The sequence below is a fragment of the Tsukamurella ocularis genome (genome assembly GCF_965138335.1).
GTDB lineage: Bacteria > Actinomycetota > Actinomycetes > Mycobacteriales > Mycobacteriaceae > Tsukamurella > Tsukamurella ocularis_A.
Genome location: NZ_CBCSDV010000003.1, coordinates 64,234 through 85,473, shown reverse-complemented (window position 1 = coordinate 85,473; position 21,240 = coordinate 64,234). Strand labels below are relative to the sequence as shown.

17 protein-coding genes, 3 pseudogenes and 1 riboswitch are annotated in these 21,240 nt (G+C 72.5%); of the genes and pseudogenes, 17 read left to right on the top strand and 3 right to left on the bottom strand.

The features are described 5' to 3' along the window. Window positions 1-39 precede the first annotated feature (39 nt). Window positions 40-180, bottom strand: a riboswitch (cobalamin riboswitch). A gap of 74 nt (window positions 181-254) precedes the next feature. Both ACNAYW_RS04710 and ftsY read left to right on the top strand, forming a co-directional pair. Then, complete coding sequence (locus tag ACNAYW_RS04710) at window positions 255-1,517, top strand: FAD-dependent oxidoreductase (RefSeq protein WP_415848600.1); 1,263 nt, start codon at window positions 255-257, stop codon at window positions 1,515-1,517. A gap of 24 nt (window positions 1,518-1,541) precedes the next feature. Then, window positions 1,542-3,119: a signal recognition particle-docking protein FtsY gene (gene ftsY, locus ACNAYW_RS04705; RefSeq protein ID WP_415848599.1), complete on the top strand. Its 1,578-nt coding sequence runs from the start codon at window positions 1,542-1,544 to the stop codon at window positions 3,117-3,119. Between the two features lie 22 nt (window positions 3,120-3,141). On the opposite strand, the gene ACNAYW_RS04700 is transcribed toward ftsY, so the two are convergent. Further along, window positions 3,142-3,781, bottom strand: a 640-nt coding sequence (locus ACNAYW_RS04700; RefSeq protein ID WP_415848598.1) for an alpha/beta hydrolase, incomplete at its 3' end; no start/stop codon positions are given. Window positions 3,782-3,930: 149 nt separating this feature from the next. Between ACNAYW_RS04700 and ACNAYW_RS04695 the strand changes: the two genes are divergently transcribed. The 15 genes and pseudogenes from ACNAYW_RS04695 (at window position 3,931) to ACNAYW_RS04630 (ending at window position 18,959) form a co-directional block, all read left to right on the top strand. Next, window positions 3,931-5,631 (top strand): AMP-binding protein, encoded by a 1,701-nt coding sequence (locus ACNAYW_RS04695; protein ID WP_415848597.1) that lies wholly within the window; start codon window positions 3,931-3,933, stop codon window positions 5,629-5,631. 9 nt (window positions 5,632-5,640) lie between these two features. Continuing rightward, on the top strand, window positions 5,641-7,185 hold the full coding sequence (locus tag ACNAYW_RS04690; protein WP_415848596.1) for an FAD-dependent monooxygenase: 1,545 nt from the start codon (window positions 5,641-5,643) through the stop codon (window positions 7,183-7,185). A 42-nt stretch (window positions 7,186-7,227) separates the two neighbouring features. Continuing rightward, window positions 7,228-7,920 (top strand): TetR/AcrR family transcriptional regulator, encoded by a 693-nt coding sequence (locus tag ACNAYW_RS04685; protein ID WP_415848595.1) that lies wholly within the window; start codon window positions 7,228-7,230, stop codon window positions 7,918-7,920. 172 nt (window positions 7,921-8,092) lie between these two features. Then, window positions 8,093-8,863: a maleate cis-trans isomerase family protein gene (locus ACNAYW_RS04680; RefSeq protein WP_415848594.1), complete on the top strand. Its 771-nt coding sequence runs from the start codon at window positions 8,093-8,095 to the stop codon at window positions 8,861-8,863. A gap of 27 nt (window positions 8,864-8,890) precedes the next feature. Continuing rightward, on the top strand, window positions 8,891-9,601 hold the full coding sequence (locus tag ACNAYW_RS04675) for a VOC family protein (protein ID WP_415848593.1): 711 nt from the start codon (window positions 8,891-8,893) through the stop codon (window positions 9,599-9,601). After that, window positions 9,598-9,843 (top strand): hypothetical protein, encoded by a 246-nt coding sequence (locus ACNAYW_RS04670; protein WP_415848592.1) that lies wholly within the window; start codon window positions 9,598-9,600, stop codon window positions 9,841-9,843. The genes ACNAYW_RS04675 and ACNAYW_RS04670 overlap by 4 nt, the downstream gene beginning before the upstream one ends. Beyond that, window positions 9,840-11,105 (top strand): alpha/beta fold hydrolase, encoded by a 1,266-nt coding sequence (locus ACNAYW_RS04665; RefSeq protein ID WP_415848591.1) that lies wholly within the window; start codon window positions 9,840-9,842, stop codon window positions 11,103-11,105. Before ACNAYW_RS04670 ends, ACNAYW_RS04665 begins: the two co-directional genes overlap by 4 nt. Before the next feature lie 162 nt (window positions 11,106-11,267). Continuing rightward, window positions 11,268-11,777 (top strand): SRPBCC family protein, encoded by a 510-nt coding sequence (locus ACNAYW_RS04660; protein ID WP_415848590.1) that lies wholly within the window; start codon window positions 11,268-11,270, stop codon window positions 11,775-11,777. A gap of 152 nt (window positions 11,778-11,929) precedes the next feature. Further along, window positions 11,930-13,258, top strand: coding sequence for an ammonium transporter (locus ACNAYW_RS04655; RefSeq protein WP_415848589.1), 1,329 nt, complete (start codon window positions 11,930-11,932; stop codon window positions 13,256-13,258). A gap of 52 nt (window positions 13,259-13,310) precedes the next feature. Beyond that, a complete protein-coding gene (locus tag ACNAYW_RS04650) occupies window positions 13,311-13,649 on the top strand; it encodes a P-II family nitrogen regulator (RefSeq protein WP_068524879.1) in 339 nt (112 codons plus the stop codon). A gap of 152 nt (window positions 13,650-13,801) precedes the next feature. After that, window positions 13,802-13,849: pseudogene (locus ACNAYW_RS24700) on the top strand (hypothetical protein); the annotation flags it as partial. Between the two features lie 21 nt (window positions 13,850-13,870). Next, window positions 13,871-15,876 (top strand): annotated as a pseudogene (locus tag ACNAYW_RS04645) ([protein-PII] uridylyltransferase); the annotation flags it as partial. Between the two features lie 38 nt (window positions 15,877-15,914). After that, window positions 15,915-16,202: pseudogene (locus ACNAYW_RS04640) on the top strand ([protein-PII] uridylyltransferase); the annotation flags it as partial. 9 nt (window positions 16,203-16,211) lie between these two features. Next, entirely contained in the window at window positions 16,212-17,783 is a 1,572-nt protein-coding gene (gene ffh, locus ACNAYW_RS04635; RefSeq protein WP_415848588.1) for a signal recognition particle protein, read from the top strand. Window positions 17,784-17,876: 93 nt separating this feature from the next. Continuing rightward, the gene (locus ACNAYW_RS04630; RefSeq protein ID WP_415848587.1) at window positions 17,877-18,959 is read left to right on the top strand and encodes an amidohydrolase family protein; all 1,083 of its coding nucleotides are present in this window, start codon (window positions 17,877-17,879) and stop codon (window positions 18,957-18,959) included. A 10-nt stretch (window positions 18,960-18,969) separates the two neighbouring features. On the opposite strand, the gene ACNAYW_RS04625 is transcribed toward ACNAYW_RS04630, so the two are convergent. Together ACNAYW_RS04625 and ACNAYW_RS04620 are read right to left on the bottom strand one after the other, a co-directional pair. Next, the gene (locus tag ACNAYW_RS04625) at window positions 18,970-19,863 is read right to left on the bottom strand and encodes a MerR family transcriptional regulator (RefSeq protein ID WP_415848586.1); all 894 of its coding nucleotides are present in this window, start codon (window positions 19,861-19,863) and stop codon (window positions 18,970-18,972) included. 33 nt (window positions 19,864-19,896) lie between these two features. After that, the gene (locus tag ACNAYW_RS04620; RefSeq protein ID WP_415848585.1) at window positions 19,897-21,183 is read right to left on the bottom strand and encodes an acyltransferase; all 1,287 of its coding nucleotides are present in this window, start codon (window positions 21,181-21,183) and stop codon (window positions 19,897-19,899) included. Window positions 21,184-21,240: the final 57 nt, after the last annotated feature.

The window sequence follows — 21,240 nt, the reverse complement described above, 5'->3', positions numbered from 1 at the left end:
GGACTCGATTCGTCGGCCGCCCCGTGCGCGGGGGCGGCGGTGGACAACTGCGAGTCGGCCGGTATCGGACTCGATGCTGCGGATCGCAGCCTCACACCGTTGCGCGCCAGTCCCGGATTCCCACCGGGTTCCCCGTGTCCGACTCGAGCGTGACGCTATCAGGACTCCCCGCTGAATCGTCGCGCCGCGGCCGAGCGACGGCGGCCCGCCGGGAGCCCTTGCCCGGGCGCGTCACTCGGCGTAGATTTCAACACATGATGAATAACGGGTGCGTGGTGGTCGGCGGAGGCCCCGCCGGGATGGTGCTCGGTCTCCTGCTCGCCCGCGGTGGCGTGCGAGTCACGGTGCTGGAGAAGCACTCCGACTTCCTCCGGGACTTCCGCGGCGACACGGTGCACGCCTCGACCCTGACGCTGCTCGACGTGCTCGGGCTCGGCGAGCGATTCGCGGCGATGCCGCATCGCGACGTCGAGCGCATGACCGTCCGGCTCGACGCGGGCGAGGCGGCGGTCGCCGACTTCCGCCGGCTGCCCGGGACGCACCGGCGCATCGCCTTCGCCCCGCAGTGGGATCTGCTCGACCTCCTGGCCGACGCGGCCGCCGAGGAGCCGACCTTCACCCTCGTCCGCGACGCGGAGGTGATCGACCTGCTTCGGGAGGGGCGCACCGTCGTCGGAGTGCGCTACCGCGACCGCGCGACCGGGGCCGAGCACGACCTCGGTGCGGCGCTGACCGTCGCCTGCGACGGACGCTCGTCGACGGTGCGTGCCGCCGCCGGGCTCGCGCCGCGCCGCTTCGGTGTTCCCATGGACGTGCTGTGGTTCCGGCTGCCGCGCGAGCCCACCGACCCGGACGGGGTCTTCGGGCGCCTGAGCGCGGGCCGCTTCGCCATCACCATCGACCGCGGCGACTACTGGCAATGCGCATTCGTGATCCCCAAGGGTCGCGACGCGGCGCTCCGGGCGGCCGGCATCGAGGTATTCCGGCGGGACCTCGCGGCGCTGCTCCCGTGGACCACCGACCGCCTCGACGCGCTCGCCTCGTGGGAGGAGATCAAGCTCCTCGACGTGGAGCTCAACCGCCTCCGCCGCTGGTACGCCGACGGGTTGCTCCTCATCGGCGACGTCGCGCACGCGATGTCGCCCGTCGGCGGGGTCGGCATCAACCTCGCCGTGGCCGATGCGGTGGCCGCCGCTCGCATCGTCGGCCCGGCGCTGCGGTCCGACGGTGCCGTCCCGCGCCGACTGCTGCGCGGGGTCCAGCGCCGTCGGTGGCTGCCGACCGCGCTGATCCAGGGCGTGCAACGGGCGATCCACCGCATGATCCTCGCGCGGGCGCTCGCCGCGAGCCCGGTCCGGGCCGTCGAAGCTTCGCGCCTTCCCCTGCCCCTCCGGCTGCTCCGGCGGTTCCCCGTGCTGCAGGGCGTGACCGCCCGAATGGTCGCGATCGGCCCACTGCCCGAGCACGCTCCGCGGTGGGCGCGCCGCCCCGCCGCCCGCAGCGGCACCGGACGCTGATCGGGCGTTGACTACAGTCGAGGCGTGAGTACTTCGGCCATCGCCATCATCATCGCCGTCGTCGCCGTCCTCGTCGTCCTGGCGGCGCTGGCGACCGGCTTCTACCTCAACAAGCGGCGGCGCGTCTCGCTCAAGGACGAGCCGACCGAGCCGAAGAGCCTCGACAAGTCGGGCGGGTACAAGGCCGGCGGTGGTTTCACCTTCAGTGAGGGCGCCCGCGAGGCCGAGCCCGTCCCGCTGGTGCCGACCGCCCCGCCCGCCCCGAAGACAGTGCCCGCGCCGGAGCAGGAGCCGAAGGTCTCGCTCAAGGACCTCCAGGAATCGCGCGAGCAGGCCGCCGCCGAGGCGGCGCAGGCGCAGGCCGACGCGCGGCTCGCCGAGGCCGAGGACGTCGATCCCGGGATCGCGAACGTCGCCCCGGAGGCGCCCACCGAGATCGAACTGATCGAGGACGCCGCCCCGACCGCCGAGCCCGAGGCCCCGGCCGAGCCCGCGGCGCCCGTTGAGCCCGAGGTGTCCGCCGAGCCCGAGGCGCCGGTCGCCGCGCCCACGCCCGCCGAGGCGACGGCGCCGGCCGAGGCGACGGCGCCCACCGAGCCGGAGGCGCCCGCTGCGCCGGCGGTGCCCGCGGAGGTGGAGACGCCGGCGGCGGCACCGTCGGCCCCGCAGCTGGACGAGATCGCCCCGACGGCGGGCCGCCTGGACCGGCTCAAGGGCCGGCTCGCGCGTTCGCAGTCGACGGTCGGCGCGTCGCTGCTCGGCCTGCTCGGCGCGGGCGACCTCGACGAGGAGTCGTGGGAGGAGATCGAGGACACGCTTCTGCTCGCCGACCTCGGCACCCCGACGACGATGGCCGTCGTCGAGAAGCTGCGCGATCGGATCGCCACGCAGGGCGTCTCGAGCGCGGCCGAGGTGCGCGCACTGTTGCGCCAGGTCCTGATCGAGGAGCTGCACCCCGAGTACGACCGGAGCATCAGGGCGCTGCCGCACGCCGGGGCGCCGTCGGTGCTGCTGGTCGTGGGCGTCAACGGCACGGGCAAGACCACCACCACGGGCAAGCTGGCGCGCGTGCTCGTCGCCGACGGCCGGCGCGTGCTGCTCGGCGCCGCCGACACCTTCCGCGCCGCCGCGGCCGACCAGTTGCAGACGTGGGGCGAGCGCGTGGGCGCGGAGGTCGTGCGCGGCAAGGAGGGGGCCGACCCCGCCGCCGTCGCCTTCGACGCGGTGGCCAAGGGCACCGAGGAGGGCGTCGACGTGGTGCTCATCGACACCGCCGGCCGCCTGCACACCAAGACCGGACTGATGGACGAGCTCGACAAGGTCAAGCGCGTCGTGGAGAAGAAGGCCAAGGTCGACGAGGTGCTTCTGGTCCTCGACGCGACCATCGGCCAGAACGGCCTCGCGCAGGCGAAGGTGTTCGCCGAGGTCGTGGACATCACCGGCGTCGTCCTGACCAAGCTCGACGGCACCGCCAAGGGCGGCATCGTGTACGCGGTGCAGCACGAGCTCGGCGTGCCGGTGAAGCTCGTCGGGCTCGGCGAGGGCGCCGACGACCTCGCCCCGTTCGAGCCGGCGGCCTTCGTCGACGCCCTGCTGGGATAGCGGACACCCCGCCCCTCGGGCNCGCCCACGGCGGGCAGGCGGTCTGTCCAGTCCACCACGTCGCAGAGCTCCGGCATCGGCATGGGGCGCAGCAGCTCCCCGTCGCGGGCGATCGCTGCCGCGGGGTAGGTGCCCTCCGGTCCCAGCATGACGCCGGCGTGCGCCTCGGGCGGTAGCGCGATCGACGGCGCGTCGCCACGCAGGCCGCCCCACATCTCCCGGATCCCCGGCTGCCACAGCTCGCCGAGGCCGCTGATCTCCACGCCCGCGGGCGCCACGGCGGTCTTCGTGGCGGTGAGGAGCGCGAGCATTCCGCCGATCGAATGGCCGACGAGCACGGTCGGCAGGTCGTACCGCGCGCGGAGACCGTCGACCGCGGCCGCCAGGAGCGTCGACTGCTCGTCGAAGCCGAGCCGTTCCGCGGGGACCGTCGCGCTGCCGCCGTATCCCGGCCGGTCGATCGCGACCACCGTGCAACCGTGCTCCGGGCCCAGGGTGAGCAGCGAGTCCGCGCCGACGTGGAAGTACTCGGAATCGTAAGTGCCGCCGTGGATCGCGACGATCAGGGCGCGCGGTTCGCCTGCCGACTCGGCGACGCGTGCCGCGAGCGGAACGCCTGCGGCGTCGATGGTCGTGGAGGAAACTGCGGAGGTGGTCGTCATGATGCGGTGCTCCTTGGATGGTCGACGCGGGCGGTTGACGGCCGGCGTTCGCGAGTGAGGTTACGCCGATGGTGAAGTTTCGTCGGCAATGTCAAGAAAACTCCGCCGACCCCTTGTGTGTCAACAGTCACGTTGATAAATTGACGAGCATGTCAGAGAACGTACTGCAGTCCCCGGTCCGCTCGGCGCACGAAGCCGGGCTGGTGTCCTACCCCGACGAGGTCGTCGCCCGGTACCGGGCGGACGGCCTGTGGCGCGGCAGGTCGCTGCCCGACGAACTGACCGACGCGCTCGCTCGGTTCGCCGACCGTCCCGGCCTCATCACGCCGGAGGTCAGGTGGACGTACGGCGAGCTTCTCGGCCGGGCACGGGCGTTCGGTGCGGGCCTGCTCGCGGGCACCGACCTGGAGCCGGGCGAGCCGGTCATGTTCCAGATGGGGAACACGGCGGAGACCGTCGTCGCCTACCTGGGCGCCCTGATCGCGGGACTGCGCCCGGTGTGCACCCTCCCGCAGCACGGTGAGCGCGAGATCGGCCTGCTCGCGCAGCACGTCGGCGCCCGCGCGACGATCGTGCAGGCGGACCACGGCGCCGGCGAGGCCCTGGCCGTCGCTCGCGCGCTGCACGATTCCGGGGCACTGCCCGTGGTCGTCGTGGCGCGCGGGGACGCGATCGGCGACACGCCCACGCTGGAGCGACTGTCCGAACTCGGGGCCACGGCTCCCGCGCCGCCGGCGGTCGACCCCGCGCAGATCGCCGTCTTCCAACTCTCCGGCGGGACCACGGGCCTGCCCAAGGTGGCGGCCCGGCAGCACGAGGAGTACGTCCACAACTCGCTCGCCTGGGCGGAGGCGCTCGGCTACGACGGCGACACCAAGCTGCTGTACCCGCTACCCGTGATGCACAATGCCGGGATCGGGCTCGCGGTGCAGCCCGCGATTCTCGCCGGAGCCCAGCTGGTCCTCGCCCCGTCCGCGCGGACGTCCGATCTCCTCGACCTCATCGCCGCCGAGCGCCCGACGTCGCTACCGCTGGTCCCGCCCGCCGTCGCGGTGCGGCTGCTCGAGGATCCGCGCAGCCGGACCACCGACCTGACCTCGATCGTGGACTTCGTGGTCGGCGGGCAGGCGCTGCCCGAGGAGGTCTCGGAGCGGCTGCGCGACGAGCTCGGCATCGCCGTAAGGCAGATGTTCGGGATGGCCGAGGGCATGTTCCTGGTGACGCCCGCCGGCGCGGGCGAGGACGTGCGGCACCACAGCGTGGGCGCGCCCGTCTCACCTGCCGACGAGATCCGGATCGCGGAGGTGGGCGGTGACGATCCGGTCGCGCCCGGCGAGATCGGCGAGTTCTGCGCGCGCGGTCCGTACACGATCCGCGGTTACTACCGCGCCGACCGGCACAACCGTGATTCGTTCAGCCCCGACGGCTTCTACCGCACCGGCGACCTCGCCCGCGCCCACGTGATCGGCTGCGTCACCGTCTACTCGATCGAGGGCCGGATCAAGGACGTGATCAACCGCGGCGTCGAGAAGATCCACGCCGAGGAGGTCGAGGAGGTCATCCTGCGCCACCCCGACGTCGTCAGCGCCGCGCTCGTCGCGATGCCCGATCCTGTGCTCGGCGAGCGCGCCTGCGCCTACCTCATCGTCGACGACGGTGCCGAGGCCCCGACCGTCGCCACCCTCGGCGAGTTCCTGCTCGGCCAGGGGCTCGCCAAGTACAAACTCCCCGAGCGGATCGAGGTCGTCACCGAGTTCCCCCTGTCGAACGTCGGCAAGGTGTCCAAGAAGGACCTCCGTGAGCGCATCGCGGACCAGCTCGCCGCCGACCAGTCCGCCACCGCCCGATAGGAGTCCGCCATGACCACCCACACCAACTCCGGCCGCACCGTCGCGATCATCGGGGGCGGCCCCGCCGGCCTCGCTGCGGGGCGCCTGATCAAGCTCGCCGACCCGAACGCCCTCGTCACCGTGTACGAGCGGACCGACAGCAGCAGCGAGACCTTCGGCTTCGGCGTCGGCCTCACCGAGGCGACGATGAGCAACCTCGCCGAGGTCGACCCGCAGACCGCGGACCGGATGCGCGAGGCCAGCCACGGCGGCCACTCGCTGGTGCTGCGCACCGACGCCGGCGACGTGGGCCTGCACGGCGCGCGGAACCTCGCCATCGGCCGGGCCGCGCTCCTCGAGGTGCTCACCAAGGCGGCGCTCGAGGTGGGCGTCGAGATCCGGAGCGGCGTGAAGGCGGCCCTCGACGACGTCGCGGCCGACGTGATCGTCGCCGCCGACGGCGCGCGCAGTGCCGTCCGCGACGCCGTGGCGGACGGGCTCGGCGTGCACGTCGACTACGGCCGCCTGCACTTCATGTGGTGCGGAACCGATTTCGCCGTCGACAACGCCAACTTCACCTGGCGCGGCGAGGGCGACGAGCTCTTCGTCGTGCACGCGTACCCCTACTCCGACGACCGCAGCACCTTCCTGATCGAGGCCGACGACATCACTTGGGAGGCTGCGGGACTCGCGGCCAACGCCGCGGCGACGCCCGCGGGGGAGTCGGACACCGCGAGCCTGAAACACCTCGAGCGGGTGTTCGCCCGCGAGCTGAACGGCGGTGAGCTGCTCGCCAATCGCACCCGCTGGGCGCAGTTCCCGACGGTGACCCTGGACCGCTGGTCCACGGGCAACGTGGTGCTGATCGGCGACGCGGCGCACACCGCGCACTACACGATCGGCTCCGGCACCAAGCTGGCGATCGAGGACGCCATCGCCCTCGCCGCCGCGCTCGCCGCGCACGCCGACACCGACGCGGCCTTCGCCGCCTACGAGGCCGCCCGTCGCCCCTCGGTGCAGCGCTTCAAACACCTCGCCGCGCGGTCGCAGAACTGGTGGACCAGCTTCCGCGACCGCGCGGGCGCGCCGCCGGAGGCCACCGCACTGTCGTACATGACCCGGGCGGGCAACCTCGGGATCGAGCACTACGCGGCCGAGTTCCCGGAGGCGGCCACCGTCGCGCTGCGCGGTCTCGGCGCCGAGCCGGAGGGGGACTGGAGCACCGTCGACGACTGGGTCCTGGGCCTGCCCCTGGAGACCGAGGCGCTGCGCGCACCGTCGAAGGTGGTCGGCGAGGAACATCTGCAGGACGCGACCCGGGTCGCGTGGAACGGCGGCGCGGCCTGGGAGGCCGGGCACGACGCCGTCGTCGCGGACGCGGCCGCCGCTCCCGGGCCCGTGGTCGTGGTGGGCGGACCGTCGGACCCCGCTGCGGTGGGGGCGCGGATCGACCTGGCGGAGCGGATCCGCTGGGCGGGCAAGACCGTGGTGGTGGAGGTCCCGGGCGCGCTGCGCGCCGAGGCGGCCGCCGCCGTCGCGGTGGGGCGGGCCGACGCGGTGGTGCTCACGGCATGACCGTCCCGGCGACCGGGCGCGCCGCGGGATAGGGTCGTCGACATGTCGACAGTGGAGAAACCGGGCCGCGGATCGCGGCGGCGGGATCTGATCGTCGGGGACGTGCTGGACGCGGCGACGGACCTGTTCGCGGTCAAGGGGTACGACGCGACCAGCCTGCAGGACATCGCCGACGCGGTGGGCGTCTCCCGGCCGGCGCTGTACCACTACCTCAGTAGCAAGGAAGACCTGCTGGTCATGCTCGTCGAGCGGGTCTCCAAGGATCTCGCCGACGTGATCGAGGAACTGCGCAACCGCTCGGACCTGGCGCCGACCGAGAAGATCACGCTGCTCACGGAGCAACTGGTCCAGCAGCGCGCCGAGCATCCGAGCCAGTTCCGGATCCTGGACCGGTCCGAGATGATGCTGCCGGAGGAGGCGGGCGCGGTGCACGCGCGCGCCAAGCGGCAGGTGCTGCGCGAGACGATCGCGATCATCGAGGAGGGCGTCAAGAAGGGGGAGTTCGTCCCCGTCGACGCCCGCACCGCGGCGCTGAGCCTGCTCGGCATGTGCAACTGGGTGGCCTGGTGGGCGCGGCCCGCCGACGCCGTCGAGGTCAAGGCCATCGTGGGCACCGTCGCCGCGCTGGCCCGCCGCATGCTGTGCGTGCCGGAGTCCGGCGACGGGGCCTCGGGGCCCGCCGGGCTGCTCTCGGAGATCCGGGACCGCCTGGACCGCCTGGAACCGCTGATCTGACCTCCGCTCCCACCACCGAACACACGACACTCGCCCGGCCGCACGGCCGGGCGAGTGTCGTCTATCCGCACGGTCCGTGGCGCCCGTGTCGATCGATGAACATCAGTGTTGACAATTTTACGAGAGCGTCGAATACTGGAGGGGAACGACGAAACACACGCAGAGGAGCACCATGAGCGCCAAGCCCATCCGGATCGGACTGGTCGTCCCCAGCTCGAACGTCACCGTCGAGACCGAGATGCCGCGGATCCTCGGCCGGCACCCGGAGGAGACGTTCACCTTCCACTCCAGCCGCATGCGGATGCAGAAGGTCTCGCCGGAGCAGCTGCGCGCCATGAACGCCCAGCGCGAGCGCTGCGTCATCGAGCTCGGCGACGCGGGGGTGGACGCGATGCTCTACGCCTGCCTCGTCGCGATCATGTCCACCGGCCTCGGCGAGCACCACGGTGTGGAGGCGAAGATCGCCGAACAGCTCTCCGAGGGCGGCAGCGACGCCCGCGTGCTCTCCAGCGCCGGCGCCCTCGTGGACGCCCTGAACGACATGGGCGCCACGCGGATCGCCGTCGTCACCCCCTACCTGCGCCCGCTCGCCGAGCAGGTGATGGCCTACCTCGAGCACGAGGGTCTGACGGTGACGGATTGGCGCGCCCTCGAGGTGGCCGACAACGCCGAGGTCGGCTGCATCCCCGGCGACCGCGTGATGGAGGCCGCGCGCAGCCTCGACCTCACCGGCGTCGACGCGCTCGTGCTCTCCGCGTGCGTCCAGATGCCCTCGCTCGACCTGGTCCAGGCCGCCGAGGACGAGTTCGGCATCCCCGTGATCACCGCCGCCACCGCCGGCGCCTATCGCATCCTGCGCTCCGTGGGCGCCACCGTCGACATCCCCGGCGCCGGCTCCCTGCTGCGCGCCGACGCCGCCGCCCCGGCCGCCGCCGGCGCCTGACCACACCGCCACGGATAAGGAGAAGACATGTCCGCCAGCACTTCCGAGCATCGCGTCCAGGGCGTCGACCACGCCGCCTTTCCCACCTTCGACCCCGTGGGCACCGTGAACTTCTACAACGGCGTGCTCAAGTTCCCCATCGTCCACTCGATCTGCGCCGCCGGCTGGGGGCCGGAGAACCACCCCGACTTCATCCACTTCTTCTTCGACATCGGCAACGGCGACCGGATGGCGTTCTTCTACTACTTCGGGCTGGAGCCCTTCGGCGACCAGAGCGCCCCCGGCGACTCGTGGGCGCGCCTTCCCCAGGGCACGCCGGAGTTCTTCAAGAACTCCCGCCACCTCGCGATTCACGTGGACAGCGAGGAGGACCTGCTGGAATACCGCCGCCGCCTGGACGATTCCGCGTGGCCGTGCGAGATGCAGGTGATGCACGAGACCATCGAGTCGATCTACACGCACGACCCCAACGGCTACATGATCGAGATCACCCGGGCCCTGCGCCCGGTGACGCCCCAGGAGGACCTGGACGCCGCCCTCACCCTGGAGGCGCTGTGCGACGTGGTCTCCGGCGGCGCCCCGTCGATGGACGCCCTCCTGCTGCGCAAGGCCGAGCTGATCGTGGAGAAGGCCGAGAAGTGGGAGGAGCGGCAGCGGGTATCGGCAGGGCTCGCCGCGACCGGCGACGCGACCGGCGACGCCGCGTGGAACGCCGACGAGGAGGCCGAGGTCCGATGAGCCGCATCTACGTACTCGACGTGCCCGAGAACGAGGGCGTCGTCGCGGTCGCCGGCGCCGAACCCAGCAACGAGATCGTGCGGGTCGGTCCGTACTTCCGGATCACCCGGCCGGAGGAGATCGCGATCGATCGCCGCGCCACCGGCTGCCGGCACGCGGTCTGGTACAGCGCCCTCGCGGGCCTGGAGGAATCGCGAGTCGCGCAGCACGACAAGGACGCGCTCCGGGTGGTGGACCGATGACCACCGCCGAGCGCGCGGGCGCCGCGACCGGCCTCGGCGCGGGCCGCTACCTGGACGCCGAGGCGGTGCCCGACGGTACCGTGAGCACCCCGGTCGAGCTGAGCACCGTCGACGGGGCCAAGGTCGCCGGCGTGCTGCGGACCGTGCCGGGCGCCACCGCCGTGGCCTTCCTCATGCACCCCCGGCAGGACTTCACCCACCACGTCCTGGTGCCCGAGTTCCTGCGCCGCGGCGTCGCCGTCTGGACGCAGGGCAGCCGCACCCAGGGCAACGACCTGACGCTGCTGCACGAGCAGACCCTGCTCGACATGGCCGCCGGCCACGCCTTTCTCCGCGACGAGGGCTTCGCCACCGTGATCGCCGTCGGCCACTCCGGCGGCGGCGCACTGGCCGCCTTCTACATGGAACAGGCCGGCCTGCCCGCGGAGGAACGCCTCGCGCGGACCCCGAGCGGCAAGCCCGTGAAGCTGCGCGAGGCGCGGATGCCCGCGCCCGACCTGGCGGTGTTCATGGCGCCGCACCCCGGCCAGGGTGAGCTGCTGCTGCGCATGATCGACCCGTCGGTCGCCGACGAGAGCGACCCGCGGTCGATCCTGCCCGAGCTCGACCCGTTCAACCCGGACAACGGTTACGCGCCGGCGCCCGCCCCGAGCGCCTACCCGCCGGAGTTCGTGCAGCGCTACCGCGCGGCGCAGCGTGCGCGGGTGGAGCGGATCGACGCCCTCGCCCGCGAGCGGGTGGCGCGCGCCCGCGCCGCCCAACAGCGGTTCGCGGAGACCGGCGACCCCGCCGACCGCCGCGACGCGCTGGCCACCGAGTTCATCACGGTGCACCGCACCGACGCCGACCTGCGCTGCACGGACCCGTCGCTCGACCCGAACGATCGGCCCTACGGCTCGCTGTTCGGCTCGCGGCCCGACCTCACCGACTACGGCGTCGTGGGCTTCGGACGTCTGACCACCCCCGACGCGTGGTTGTCCACGTGGTCGGCGCTCAGCAGCAACGCCGGCTTCCTGCGCTGCGCCCCCGCCGTCATCGTGCCGACGCTGTTCGTCGAGATCACGGGCGATCAGGCGTGCTTCCCCGACGACGCCCGCGCGATGGTCGCGGCGTTCGGGACCGACGACGTCGAGCACGTGCGCGTGCGTGGGAAGCACTTCGGCGCGGCCCTCACCGCGGGCGAGCGGACGGCCGCGGCGCTCGCCGGCGACGAGATCGAGCGCTGGCTGGGAGACCGGGGCATCGGGCGCGCCACGCGGTAGCGATGCACTTCACGATGTCGAGTTCTGCGGCACCGGAGCGTCCGTGGAACACCTCCACCGCCCCGGGACTCGACATCCTGAGATCAGTCCGACGCCGACGTCGAAATCGGGCCCGACTGTTCGACGAGGAGGTGTAGGACTCCTCATCGAAAGGTCGACATCATGCCCGGCACCGCTCAGCGCACCGAGTACCTCACCGCCGCCACCACGATCGACGCGCCGCCCGAGGCGGTGTTCGACGCGCTCACCGACGTCCGGGAGTGGTGGAGCCGGAACCTCATCGGACACACCGCCGACCTGGACGACGAGTTCGTCTTCACCGACGACGTCCGCTATCCGGGCGAGACCGCGCGCGCCAAGACCGGCATCCGGTTCTGCCGGTTCCAGCTCACCGAGGTGCGGGCGCCGCACCGGCTGGTGTGGCACGCGGTCGACGCCGAGCTCACCTTCATCGACGACCACCGGGAGTGGACGGACACCGACGTGGTCTTCGAGGTCACGCCCGGACCCGACGGCACGGAACTGCGATTGACCCACGTGGGCCTCACCGCGGAATCCGAGTGCTTCGAGGCCTGCTCGCGCGGGTGGAACTTCTTCGTCACGACCAGCATCCCCGCCCTCGTGACCACCGGTCTCGGCGCGCCGATCGCGCGCTACACCGACGTCGGGTAGCGGCACCGTAGGAAACCTGCGCGTAACCGGGCGGCCCGAACCGGGGCCGACCGGTTACACACGGGCAACACGAGCGCCTCCACCGGGAAACGGTCACGGCAGAAGCTGTTCTCACTCGCGCCGCAACGGCGGCGCGCCCGAGGAGGTTTCCCGTGCTCTTGGCTTCTGTGCCCGACGAACTGTTCGGCAAGGTGGACTCCGGCACCACCGCGTGGATGCTGATGTCCGCGGCGTTGGTGCTGCTCATGACACCCGCGCTCGCCTTCTTCTACGGCGGACTCTCCCGCCAGAAGAGCGTCCTGAACATGATGATGATGTCGATCGGCTCGCTCGGCCTGGTCTCCGTGATCTACGTGCTGTGGGGCTACTCGATGTCGTTCTCCGGGGAGGGCAACTACCTCGGGATGTTCGACAATCCCTTCACCTACTTCGGCCTGGACCAGCTGATGGAGACGAAGACGTCGGGCGAGGACACCCTCGTGGTGCTCAACGCCGCGGGCAGCGGCCTCCCGGCCATCGTCTTCGCCGGCTTCCAGCTGACCTTCGCGGTGATCACCGTCGCGCTGATCTCGGGCGCGCTCGCCGAGCGCGTGAAGTTCGGGACGTGGCTGCTGTTCACCGGCATCTGGACGACCATCGTGTACCTGCCGCTCGCCCACATGGTGTGGGGCGGCGGCCTGCTGTCGGGCGCGGAGGGCGGGATCGCCGCGAAGCTGTTCGGCACCACCGACGGCCACGCCACCGTGGCGCCCATCGACTTCGCCGGCGGCACCGTGGTCCACATCAACGCCGGTATCGCCGGTCTCGTGCTGGCGATCATCGTCGGCAAGCGTCTCGGCTTCGGCAAGCAGTCCTACCGCCCGCACAACATCCCGTTCGTGATGCTCGGCGCGGCGCTGCTGTGGTTCGGCTGGTTCGGCTTCAACGCCGGCTCCGCCCTCGGCGCGAACGCCACCGCGGGCCTGGCCTGGGTCAACACGACCGCCGCCACCGCCGCCGCGATGCTCGGCTGGCTCGCGGTGGAGAAGTTCCGTGACGGCCACGCCACCACGGTGGGCGCCGCGTCGGGCGTCGTCGCCGGCCTCGTCGCCATCACCCCGGCCTGCGCGAACGTGACCCCCGTGGGCGCCATCATCCTGGGCGTCGTGGCCGGTGTCGCCGCCGCGTTCGGTGTGGGGCTCAAGTCCAAGTTCGGCTTCGACGACTCGCTCGACGTGGTGGGCGTGCACCTGGTGGCCGGTGTGATCGGCACCGTCGCGCTCGGCTTCCTGGCCAAGGACACCGGCCTGTTCTACGGCGGTGACTACAAGCAGCTCGTCGTGCAGATCGTGATCGCGGCGGCCGCGTTGGCCTTCACGGCGATCCTCACCGCGGTCATCGCCCTCGCGCTCAAGCCCCTCGGCTGGCGCGTCGACAAGGAGGCCGAGGCCGATGGCATCGACAACTCCGAGCACGCCGAGACGGCGTACGACCTGGTCTGAGGTGACCGGATCTAAGCTGAATCCACAACCGACTTAAGCGAAGGAAACTCATATGAAGCTGGTCACCGCGATCGTCAAGCCCTTCACTCTCGAGGACGTGAAGGCGGGCCTCGAGCAGGCCGGGATCCTCGGTATGACCGTCAGCGAGGTGCAGGGCTACGGCCGGCAGAAGGGGCACACCGAGGTGTACCGCGGCGCCGAGTACTCCGTGGACTTCGTGCCGAAGGTCCGCATCGAGGTCGTCGTCGACGACGCCGTCGTGGACAGCGTGGTCGACGTGATCGTCGAGGGCGCACGCACCGGCAAGATCGGCGACGGCAAGGTCTGGGTCACCCCCGTCGAGTCCGTCGTGCGCGTGCGCACCGGCGAGCGCGGCAACGAGGCCCTGTAGGAACGCACGATGACGGTGCCGGACAGGGCGATCGCGCCGGGCGCGCAGGGCGTGTCGCCCGGCGGCGGGGCGCAGGGCGGCGGGGCGCAGGGCGTGGCGCCCGGCGGGGGAGAGCAGAGCGGCGGGGCGCAGGGCGGCGCGAAGGAGCTGGNCGCCGCCCGCGCCCGCCTTCTCGACCGGGCGGCGGGCCCCCACCGCCTNGNCCCCGCCGCGCTGCGCGNCGCCCTCGCCGACCTGGCGGAGGTGTGGCTCAGCACGCACGGCGCCGCCGCCGGCATCGGCCCGGACAGCGGACTCGCCCTGGTGGCCGTCGGTGGGCTCGGGCGTCGGGAGCTGCTGCCCTACAGTGATTTCGACCTGCTCCTCGTGCACGACGACGGGCTCGACCCGGCGCACGTCGGCACGGTGGCCGAGAACATCTGGTACCCGCTGTGGGACGCGCACATCAAGCTCGACCACAGCGTCCGCACGGTGCCCGAGGCGATCCGCGTCGCGCAGTCGGACCTCACCGCCGCGCTCGGACTGCTCGACGCCCGGCACATCGTGGGCGACGAGGAGATCACCAACCTGCTCATCAGCGGCGTGCGCCGCCAGTGGCGGGCCGACATCCGCTCCCGCGTCGACGACCTCGTCGACCAGGCCCGCGAACGGTGGCGCCGCTCGGGCGAGATCGCCCACCGCGCCGAGCCCGACCTCAAGAACGGTCGCGGCGGCATGCGCGACGTGCAACTGCTGCAGGCCCTCTCCCTCGCCCAGCTCACCGACGGCATCCCGACGCCGACGGCCACGCCGAGCGGCACCACCGGCAACGACCTGGCGGCCGCCTACGCCCGGCTCCTGGACGTGCGCACCGAGCTGCACCGCATCTCCGGCCGCGCCCGCGACCAGGTGCGCGCCCAGGAGGCGGACGAGATCGGGGCCGCGCTCCGCCTCGGCGACCGATTCGATCTGGCCCGCACCATCAGCGACAGCGGCCGCACCGTGGCGTACGCCGTCGACGTGGGCATCCGCACCGCCCAGAACGCCCTACCGCGGCGCGGCTTCTCCCGGCTGCGCCGCCCGCCCGTCCGCCGGCCGCTGGCGGAGGGGGTCGTCGAGCACGCCGGCGAGGTCACCCTCGCCCGCGACGCCCGGCCCGACCGCGACGCGGGCCTGACGATCCGCGTCGCCGCCGCGGCGGCCGCCTCGGGGCTGCCGATGTCGGCGTCCACCCTGGCGCGCCTCGCCGAGGTCACGCCCGCGCCGCGGAGTCCCTGGTCCGCGGAGACCGTCGCCGATCTGCTCGCGCTGCTCGGCGCCGGCCGCAGCGCGGTACCCGTCATCGAGGCCCTCGATCGCACCGGCCTCTGGGGCCGCCTGCTGCCCGAGTGGGGCGCCGTCCGTGACCTGCCGCCGCGCGACGCCGTGCACACGTGGACCGTCGACCGTCATCTCGTGGAGACGGCCGCGCACGCCGCCAACCGGGCCACGGACGTCGCCCGACCCGACCTGCTGGTGCTCGGCGCGTTGCTGCACGACCTGGGCAAGGGCCGCGGCGGCGACCACAGCGTGATCGGCGCCGAGCTCGCCGAGGCCATCGCCGCCCGGCTCGGCCTGTCCGAGCTCGACACCGCGTTGCTCGCCGCGATGGTGCGCCACCACCTGCTGCTGCCGGCCGTCGCCACCCGCCGCGATCTCGACGATCCCGCGACCATCGAGATGGTCGCGGAGAAGATCGGCCACGACCGGGTGCTGCTGGAGCTGCTGCACGCCCTCGCCGAGGCCGATTCGCTCGCCACCGGCCCGGGCGTGTGGGGCGACTGGAAGTCGCGCCTCATCGGCGAGCTCGTCCGCCGCACCCACCGCGTGCTCGACGGTGAGCCCGCGCCGCAGCCCGGACCCGTGTCCGAGGAGGTGGCGGCGCTCGCCGCCGCGGGCGGGACGCACGTGCGGATCACCCCGGCGCCGACGCTGGGGCCGCACACCTTCACCGTCGCCGTCGTCGGGCCCGACCGGCGCGGCGTCCTGGCCCGCATGGCGGCCGTGCTCGCGCTCGCGGGCCTGCGGGTGCAGAGCGCCACCGTCGGCGCCGTGGGGGAGTCCGCGGTGAACACCTTCGTCGTGGTCCCGACCTTCGGCGACCCGCCCGATCCCGCGCTGGTCCGGCAGCGGCTGCTCGCCGCCCTCGACGGGGCCGACGTGCTCGCCGAGCTCCGCCGCCGCGAGCGCGCCGCGGCGGTCCCGGCCGNCGGCGCCGCCGCCGCACCCCCGTTGCGGGTGGCGGCNCCGCCCCGGCTGCGCTGGTTCGACGGTGCGCCCGGCACCGTCGTGCTCGAGGTCCGGTCCGGCGACACGCCGGGCCTGCTGGCCCGGGTCGCGGGCGCCCTCGACAACGCCGGCCTCGACATCCGCTGGGCCAAGCTGGCCACGCTCGGCGCCACCGCCGTCGACGTCTTCTGCCTGGCGGTGCCGGGCGACGAGGCGGCCGTGCGGGCGGTCGCCGAGGAGGCGGTCATCGCGGTTCTGCCGGAGGCCGCACCGCCTGCGCCACCGGAGGACGAGCAGACCCGATAGTCTGGAGCAATGTTCGAATCCCTCTCCGATCGGCTCACAGGCGCGCTCAAGGACCTGCGCGGCAAGGGCCGGCTCACCGACGCCGACATCGACTCGACGGCGCGCGAGATCAGGCTCGCGCTGCTCGAGGCCGACGTCGCGCTGCCCGTGGTGCGCGCCTTCGTGGCGCGGGTCAAGGAGCGGGCCAAGGGCCACGAGGTCTCGGCCGCGCTCAACCCCGCGCAGCAGATCGTCAAGATCGTCAACGAGGAACTCGTCGGCATCCTCGGCGGCGAGACCAGGCGGCTGAACCTCGCCAAGACCCCGCCGACGGTGATCATGCTCGCGGGCCTCCAGGGCGCCGGTAAGACCACGCTCGCCGGCAAGCTGGCCGCCTTCCTCAAGAAGCAGGGCCACACGCCCATGCTCGTGGCCTGCGACCTGCAGCGTCCGGGCGCCGTCGACCAGCTCAAGATCGTCGGCGAGCGCGCCGGCGTCCCCACGTTCGCGCCGCACCCCGGCACGTCCGTCGGCGGCGAGGGCGCCCTCGGCGTGAGCGCCGCCGACCCGGTCGAGGTCGCGCGCGGCGGCATCGCGGAGGCCCGGGCCAAGCAGCACGACGTCGTCATCGTCGACACCGCCGGCCGCCTCGGCATCGACGAGGAGCTGATGGGCCAGGCCCGGGCGATCCGCGACGCGGTGGACCCCGACGAGGTGCTGTTCGTCCTCGACGCCATGATCGGCCAGGACGCGGTGACCACCGCGCAGGCCTTCGCCGACGGCGTCGACTTCACCGGCGTCGTGCTCACCAAGCTCGACGGCGACGCCCGCGGCGGCGCCGCGCTCTCGGTCCGCGAGATCACCGGCAAGCCGATCCTGTTCGCGTCCACCGGCGAGAAGCTCGACGACTTCGACGTCTTCCACCCCGACCGGATGAGCTCGCGGATCCTCGGCATGGGCGACGTGCTGTCGCTCATCGAGCAGGCCGAGCAGCACATGGACCAGCAGAAGGCGGAGGAGGCGGCCGCCAAGATCACCTCCGGCGAGCTGACCCTCGAGGACTTCCTCGACCAGATGCTGATGATCCGCAAGATGGGCCCCATCGGGAACCTGCTGGGCATGCTGCCCGGCGCGGGCCAGATGAAGGACGCCCTCGCCGCCGTCGACGACAGCCAGCTCGACCGGATCCAGGCGATCATCCGCGGCATGACCCCCGCCGAGCGCGCGGATCCGAAGATCATCAACGCCTCGCGGCGGCTGCGCATCGCGAAGGGCTCCGGCGTCACCGTCACCGACGTGAACCAGCTGGTGGACCGCTTCTTCGAGGCGCGCAAGATGATGTCGCAGATGGCGGGCTTCGGCGGCGGCGCCCCCAAGCGGCTGTCCAAGCGCAAGCAGAAGGGCAAGCAGGGCAAGAAGAACAACCGCGCCCGGCAGACCGGCCCCGCGGCGCCCAAGATGGGCGGCGGCTTCCCCGGGATGCCCGGCATGCCCGCCGGGATGGACCTGTCGAGCATGCCCAAGGGCCTCGACCAGCTGCCCCCCGGCTTGGAGGGCATCGACATGGCCGCGCTCGAGGAGCAGCTCCGCAAGAAGCGGTAGTGCGTCGCGAAACCGGCGGAATCCTGCGGTACGAGGCCACAAATGGCCTCGTACCGTCGAAATCGCCCGGTTTCACGACGTAGGGTTGCCCGGGTGAGTGATCTGCACTTCTCCGGCGTCGTCCTGCCCGGCGGCGAGGGCGAGTTCTGGGTGTCCGACGGTGCCGTGCGCTTCGATCCGCCCGGCGGTCCGGTCACCGAGCTGACGGGGTTCGCGGTGCCCGGCTTCGTCGACGCGCACTGCCACGTCGGCATCGTCGAGGAGGGCGAGCCCGACCTCGTGCGCGGCCGGGCGCTGGCGCTGGAGGACGTCGCCGTCGGCGTCACCGTGATCCGCGAACCCGGTTCCGACCTCGACACGTCGCCGCTCGACGGGCAGCCGGGCCTGCCGAGGTTCGTCCGGATGGGCCGGCACATCGCGCTGGTCAAGCGGTACACCCGCGGGCTCGGCGAGCAGCTCGAGGACCCGTCGCAGCTCGTCGATGCCGTGCGCCGGCGGGCCGCCGAGGGCCACCCGTGGATCAAGCTGGTGGGGGACTGGATCGACCGGTCGGCGGGCGACCTCGCGCCGCTGTGGCCCGACGACGTGCTCGCCGAGGCCGTGGCCGTGGCGCACGACGCCGGCGCCCGGGTGACCGCGCACGTCTTCGGTGAGGACGCGCTACCCGGCCTGCTGGCCGCCGGCGTCGACGCGATCGAGCACGGCTCGGGACTCACGGCCGACACCATCGACACCATGGTGGAGAAGGGGATCGGCCTGGTGCCCACCATGATCCAGATCGAGAACTTCCCCTCGATCGCCGCTCCGGCGCAGGAGAAGTTCCCGACCTATCACCGGCACATGATGGCGCTGCACGATCGCCGGAAGGCGACGTTCCGGGCCGCCTGGGAGGCCGGCGTCGCCCTGTACGCCGGTACCGACGCCGGCGGCTTCAACGTGCACGGCGCCCTGCCTCGCGAGATCGAGGCCCTCGCCGCCGTCATGCCGCCCGAGGAGGCCATCGCGGCCGCGTCCTGGCGGGCGCGGCAGTGGCTCGGCTTCGCCGGTATCGACGACGGCGCCCCCGCCGACCTGGTGATCTACGACGAGGACCCGCGGGTCGCCCTCGCCCACGTGGCACTGCCGGCACCGTCGGCGGTCGTGGTCCGGGGCGACCTCGCGGACCTGGCGCGGTAGCCCGCCCCGGTCACCCGCGCGACGGGTGGGCGCGGAGCGCGGCGATGACCCACTCCGCCGCCGGCACCATCGCCGGGCGCGGCGGCCAGGCGTTCAGCACGCCCAGCAGAGACCAGTAGCGCTCCACCCGCGCGTCCGTGAAGGTCGCCATCTGGTCGGCCATCGCGGCCCGGTCCGTGCCCGCGGGGAGCAGCGTCGCCAACAATGCCGCGGCCTCCGGCGATGCGGGCGGCATCCCGGCCTCGACCGCCGCGCGGGCGGCCTCCAGATCGACCATCACCGGCGGTTCGGTCGCCGCCGCACCGGTCACCGCCATCTCCCGGGCCCGCGCCCGGAACCCCTCGTCCGCGACGAGGGCCGCCAGCTCGATCCACGCGTCCACCTGGGCGGGCGTCGGATCGTCGGGCAGCTCGGCGGGCAGGGACCGCATCCCGTTCGCGATGTGCGCGCCCGGGGCGTCCGGTGCGATGCCGGCGAAGGCCTCGTCGACGAACCCGTCGATGATCCGCTGGCGCTCGGCCGCGGACAACGTCGCCATCTCGTGCATGATTCTCAACTCCTCGGTCGTGCTGTTCCTGGTCGCGACCGACCGCAGCACCGCCCGCCGGATCCGCAGCGTGCGGATCTCGGCGTCGAGGGCCTTCGCGTGCGCGTCGGCCACCGCGGCGAGGCCGACCCGCTCCGCGAGGACGGCACGCACCGTCTTCACGTCGAGGCCCAGCGCCCGCAGGGTCCGCACCAGCTCGAGCCGCGCCACCGATTCCGCGTCGTACAGCCGGTATCCGGCCGTGCTGCGGACCGTGGGTACGAGGCCCTCGTCGGACCAGAACCGGATCGTCTTCACCGACGCGCCGGTCCGGGCCGCGACGTCGCCGATGGTGAAGAGTGCGCTGTCGTCGGTCACAGGATCAGCTTGCGGTCTCCAGTGAGGGGAGGGTCAAGACGTGCTGGTGCGGGCGATACCGACGAGGCTCTCCTCGGCCGGAGCCGGAGCCGGAGCCGGAGCGGGCGCCTGCGCGGACGGCGCGGGGAGCTTCCGCTTCGCCGGCCGCGGGCGACCCACCCACCACTGCGCCTTCGGTGCGCGGCTCAGCAGCTCGACGATGCCGAGGGTGATCGCGATCGTCACCGCGTACGCCACGGCGGTGCCGAAGGGCGACGGGAGCACCGTGGTGAGCCAGGGCTCGCCGTCGGCCGTCCGGGGGAGCAGCAGCGTCGACAGGACCATCACGTGCACGAGGAAGACGCCGAAGGAGCGCTTCGCGCCGTACGAGGCGAAGCGGGTCAGGCGCGGCAGTCGATGGCGGTTGCGGGCGAGCAGCAGGCCCACGGTGTACACCGCCGCCACGAGCACGACGTACAGCACGAAGTTCGCCGGCTGGAAGACCGCCGAGGCCACGATCGGCGCCGTCTCGTCGCTCAGCCGGACGCGATAGAGCACCTGTGCGCCCAGCGCTGTCAGCGCGGCGGCGGCGAAGACCAGGGGAGCGTGCCGCAGCAGCACCGCCTCGATCCGCTCCCGGTGGAACGCGGAGAAGACACCCAGCAGGATGAAGAACTGATACGGCACGAAGGTGGCGTAGAGGTGCCAGAAGTTCTCGCCCCACCACCCGGTGGTCGGGTTCCAGTACGTCGCCGCGACGTAGATGCCCACCTGCAGGACGGCGCTCACGGCCAGGATCGGGGCGTGGAACCGGCGCGTGCGCTCGGCGAACGCGAAGATCAGCGGGAACAGCAGGTAGATCTGCAGGGTGACGAAGATGAAGTAGAGCTGGTAGCCGTTGGTGCCGCCCCACTTGAGGCTGTTCCAGAAGTCGCCCAGCTGAGTGGGGATCAGGCCGGCGTTGCCGCCGACCACCATGTCGTAGGCCCAGTAGGCGAACGCCCACAGCACGAACGGCGTGATCACCAGGGTGAGCCGCTTGCGCCAGAACCGCACCGGGCTCAGGCGCGCGCCGCGTTCCACGATGCCGTAGGCGAGCACGAGCCCCGTCAACGCGAAGAAGGCGTTGCGGGTGAAGTGCAGGTTCATCGCGATCGCGTTGGTGACGGTGCCGTTGACCTCGTCGTTGGTGTTCGTCAGCGTGTGGATGAAGACCACGAGGAGGAACGTGATCGTGCGGACGAAATCCAGCTGGTAGAGGTAGCCGCCGCGAGACGGGGCGGCCGTGGTGCGCCCGGTGGTCACCGGGCTCGCCGTGGGTCGTTCCAAATGCGTGGCCATGGGCTGAGTCTGCGGTCCGTTCCTGCGAGGGTGCTGAACGCGGCCTGGCAGGGGTCT

Excerpts from the sequence above, each read along its gene's own strand:
- ACNAYW_RS04710 (WP_415848600.1), top strand. The coding sequence starts at position 255 with ATGATGAATAACGGGTGCGTGGTGGTCGGCGGAGGCCCCGCCGGGATG.
- ACNAYW_RS04695 (WP_415848597.1), top strand. The coding sequence starts at position 3,931 with ATGTCAGAGAACGTACTGCAGTCCCCGGTCCGCTCGGCGCACGAAGCC.
- ACNAYW_RS04690 (WP_415848596.1), top strand. The coding sequence starts at position 5,641 with ATGACCACCCACACCAACTCCGGCCGCACCGTCGCGATCATCGGGGGC.
- ACNAYW_RS04685 (WP_415848595.1), top strand. The coding sequence starts at position 7,228 with ATGTCGACAGTGGAGAAACCGGGCCGCGGATCGCGGCGGCGGGATCTG.
- ACNAYW_RS04680 (WP_415848594.1), top strand. The coding sequence starts at position 8,093 with ATGAGCGCCAAGCCCATCCGGATCGGACTGGTCGTCCCCAGCTCGAAC.
- ACNAYW_RS04675 (WP_415848593.1), top strand. The coding sequence starts at position 8,891 with ATGTCCGCCAGCACTTCCGAGCATCGCGTCCAGGGCGTCGACCACGCC.
- ACNAYW_RS04670 (WP_415848592.1), top strand. The coding sequence starts at position 9,598 with ATGAGCCGCATCTACGTACTCGACGTGCCCGAGAACGAGGGCGTCGTC.
- ACNAYW_RS04665 (WP_415848591.1), top strand. The coding sequence starts at position 9,840 with ATGACCACCGCCGAGCGCGCGGGCGCCGCGACCGGCCTCGGCGCGGGC.
- ACNAYW_RS04660 (WP_415848590.1), top strand. The coding sequence starts at position 11,268 with ATGCCCGGCACCGCTCAGCGCACCGAGTACCTCACCGCCGCCACCACG.
- ACNAYW_RS04650 (WP_068524879.1), top strand. The coding sequence starts at position 13,311 with ATGAAGCTGGTCACCGCGATCGTCAAGCCCTTCACTCTCGAGGACGTG.
- ffh (WP_415848588.1), top strand. The coding sequence starts at position 16,212 with ATGTTCGAATCCCTCTCCGATCGGCTCACAGGCGCGCTCAAGGACCTG.
- ACNAYW_RS04620 (WP_415848585.1), bottom strand. The coding sequence starts at position 21,183 with ATGGCCACGCATTTGGAACGACCCACGGCGAGCCCGGTGACCACCGGG.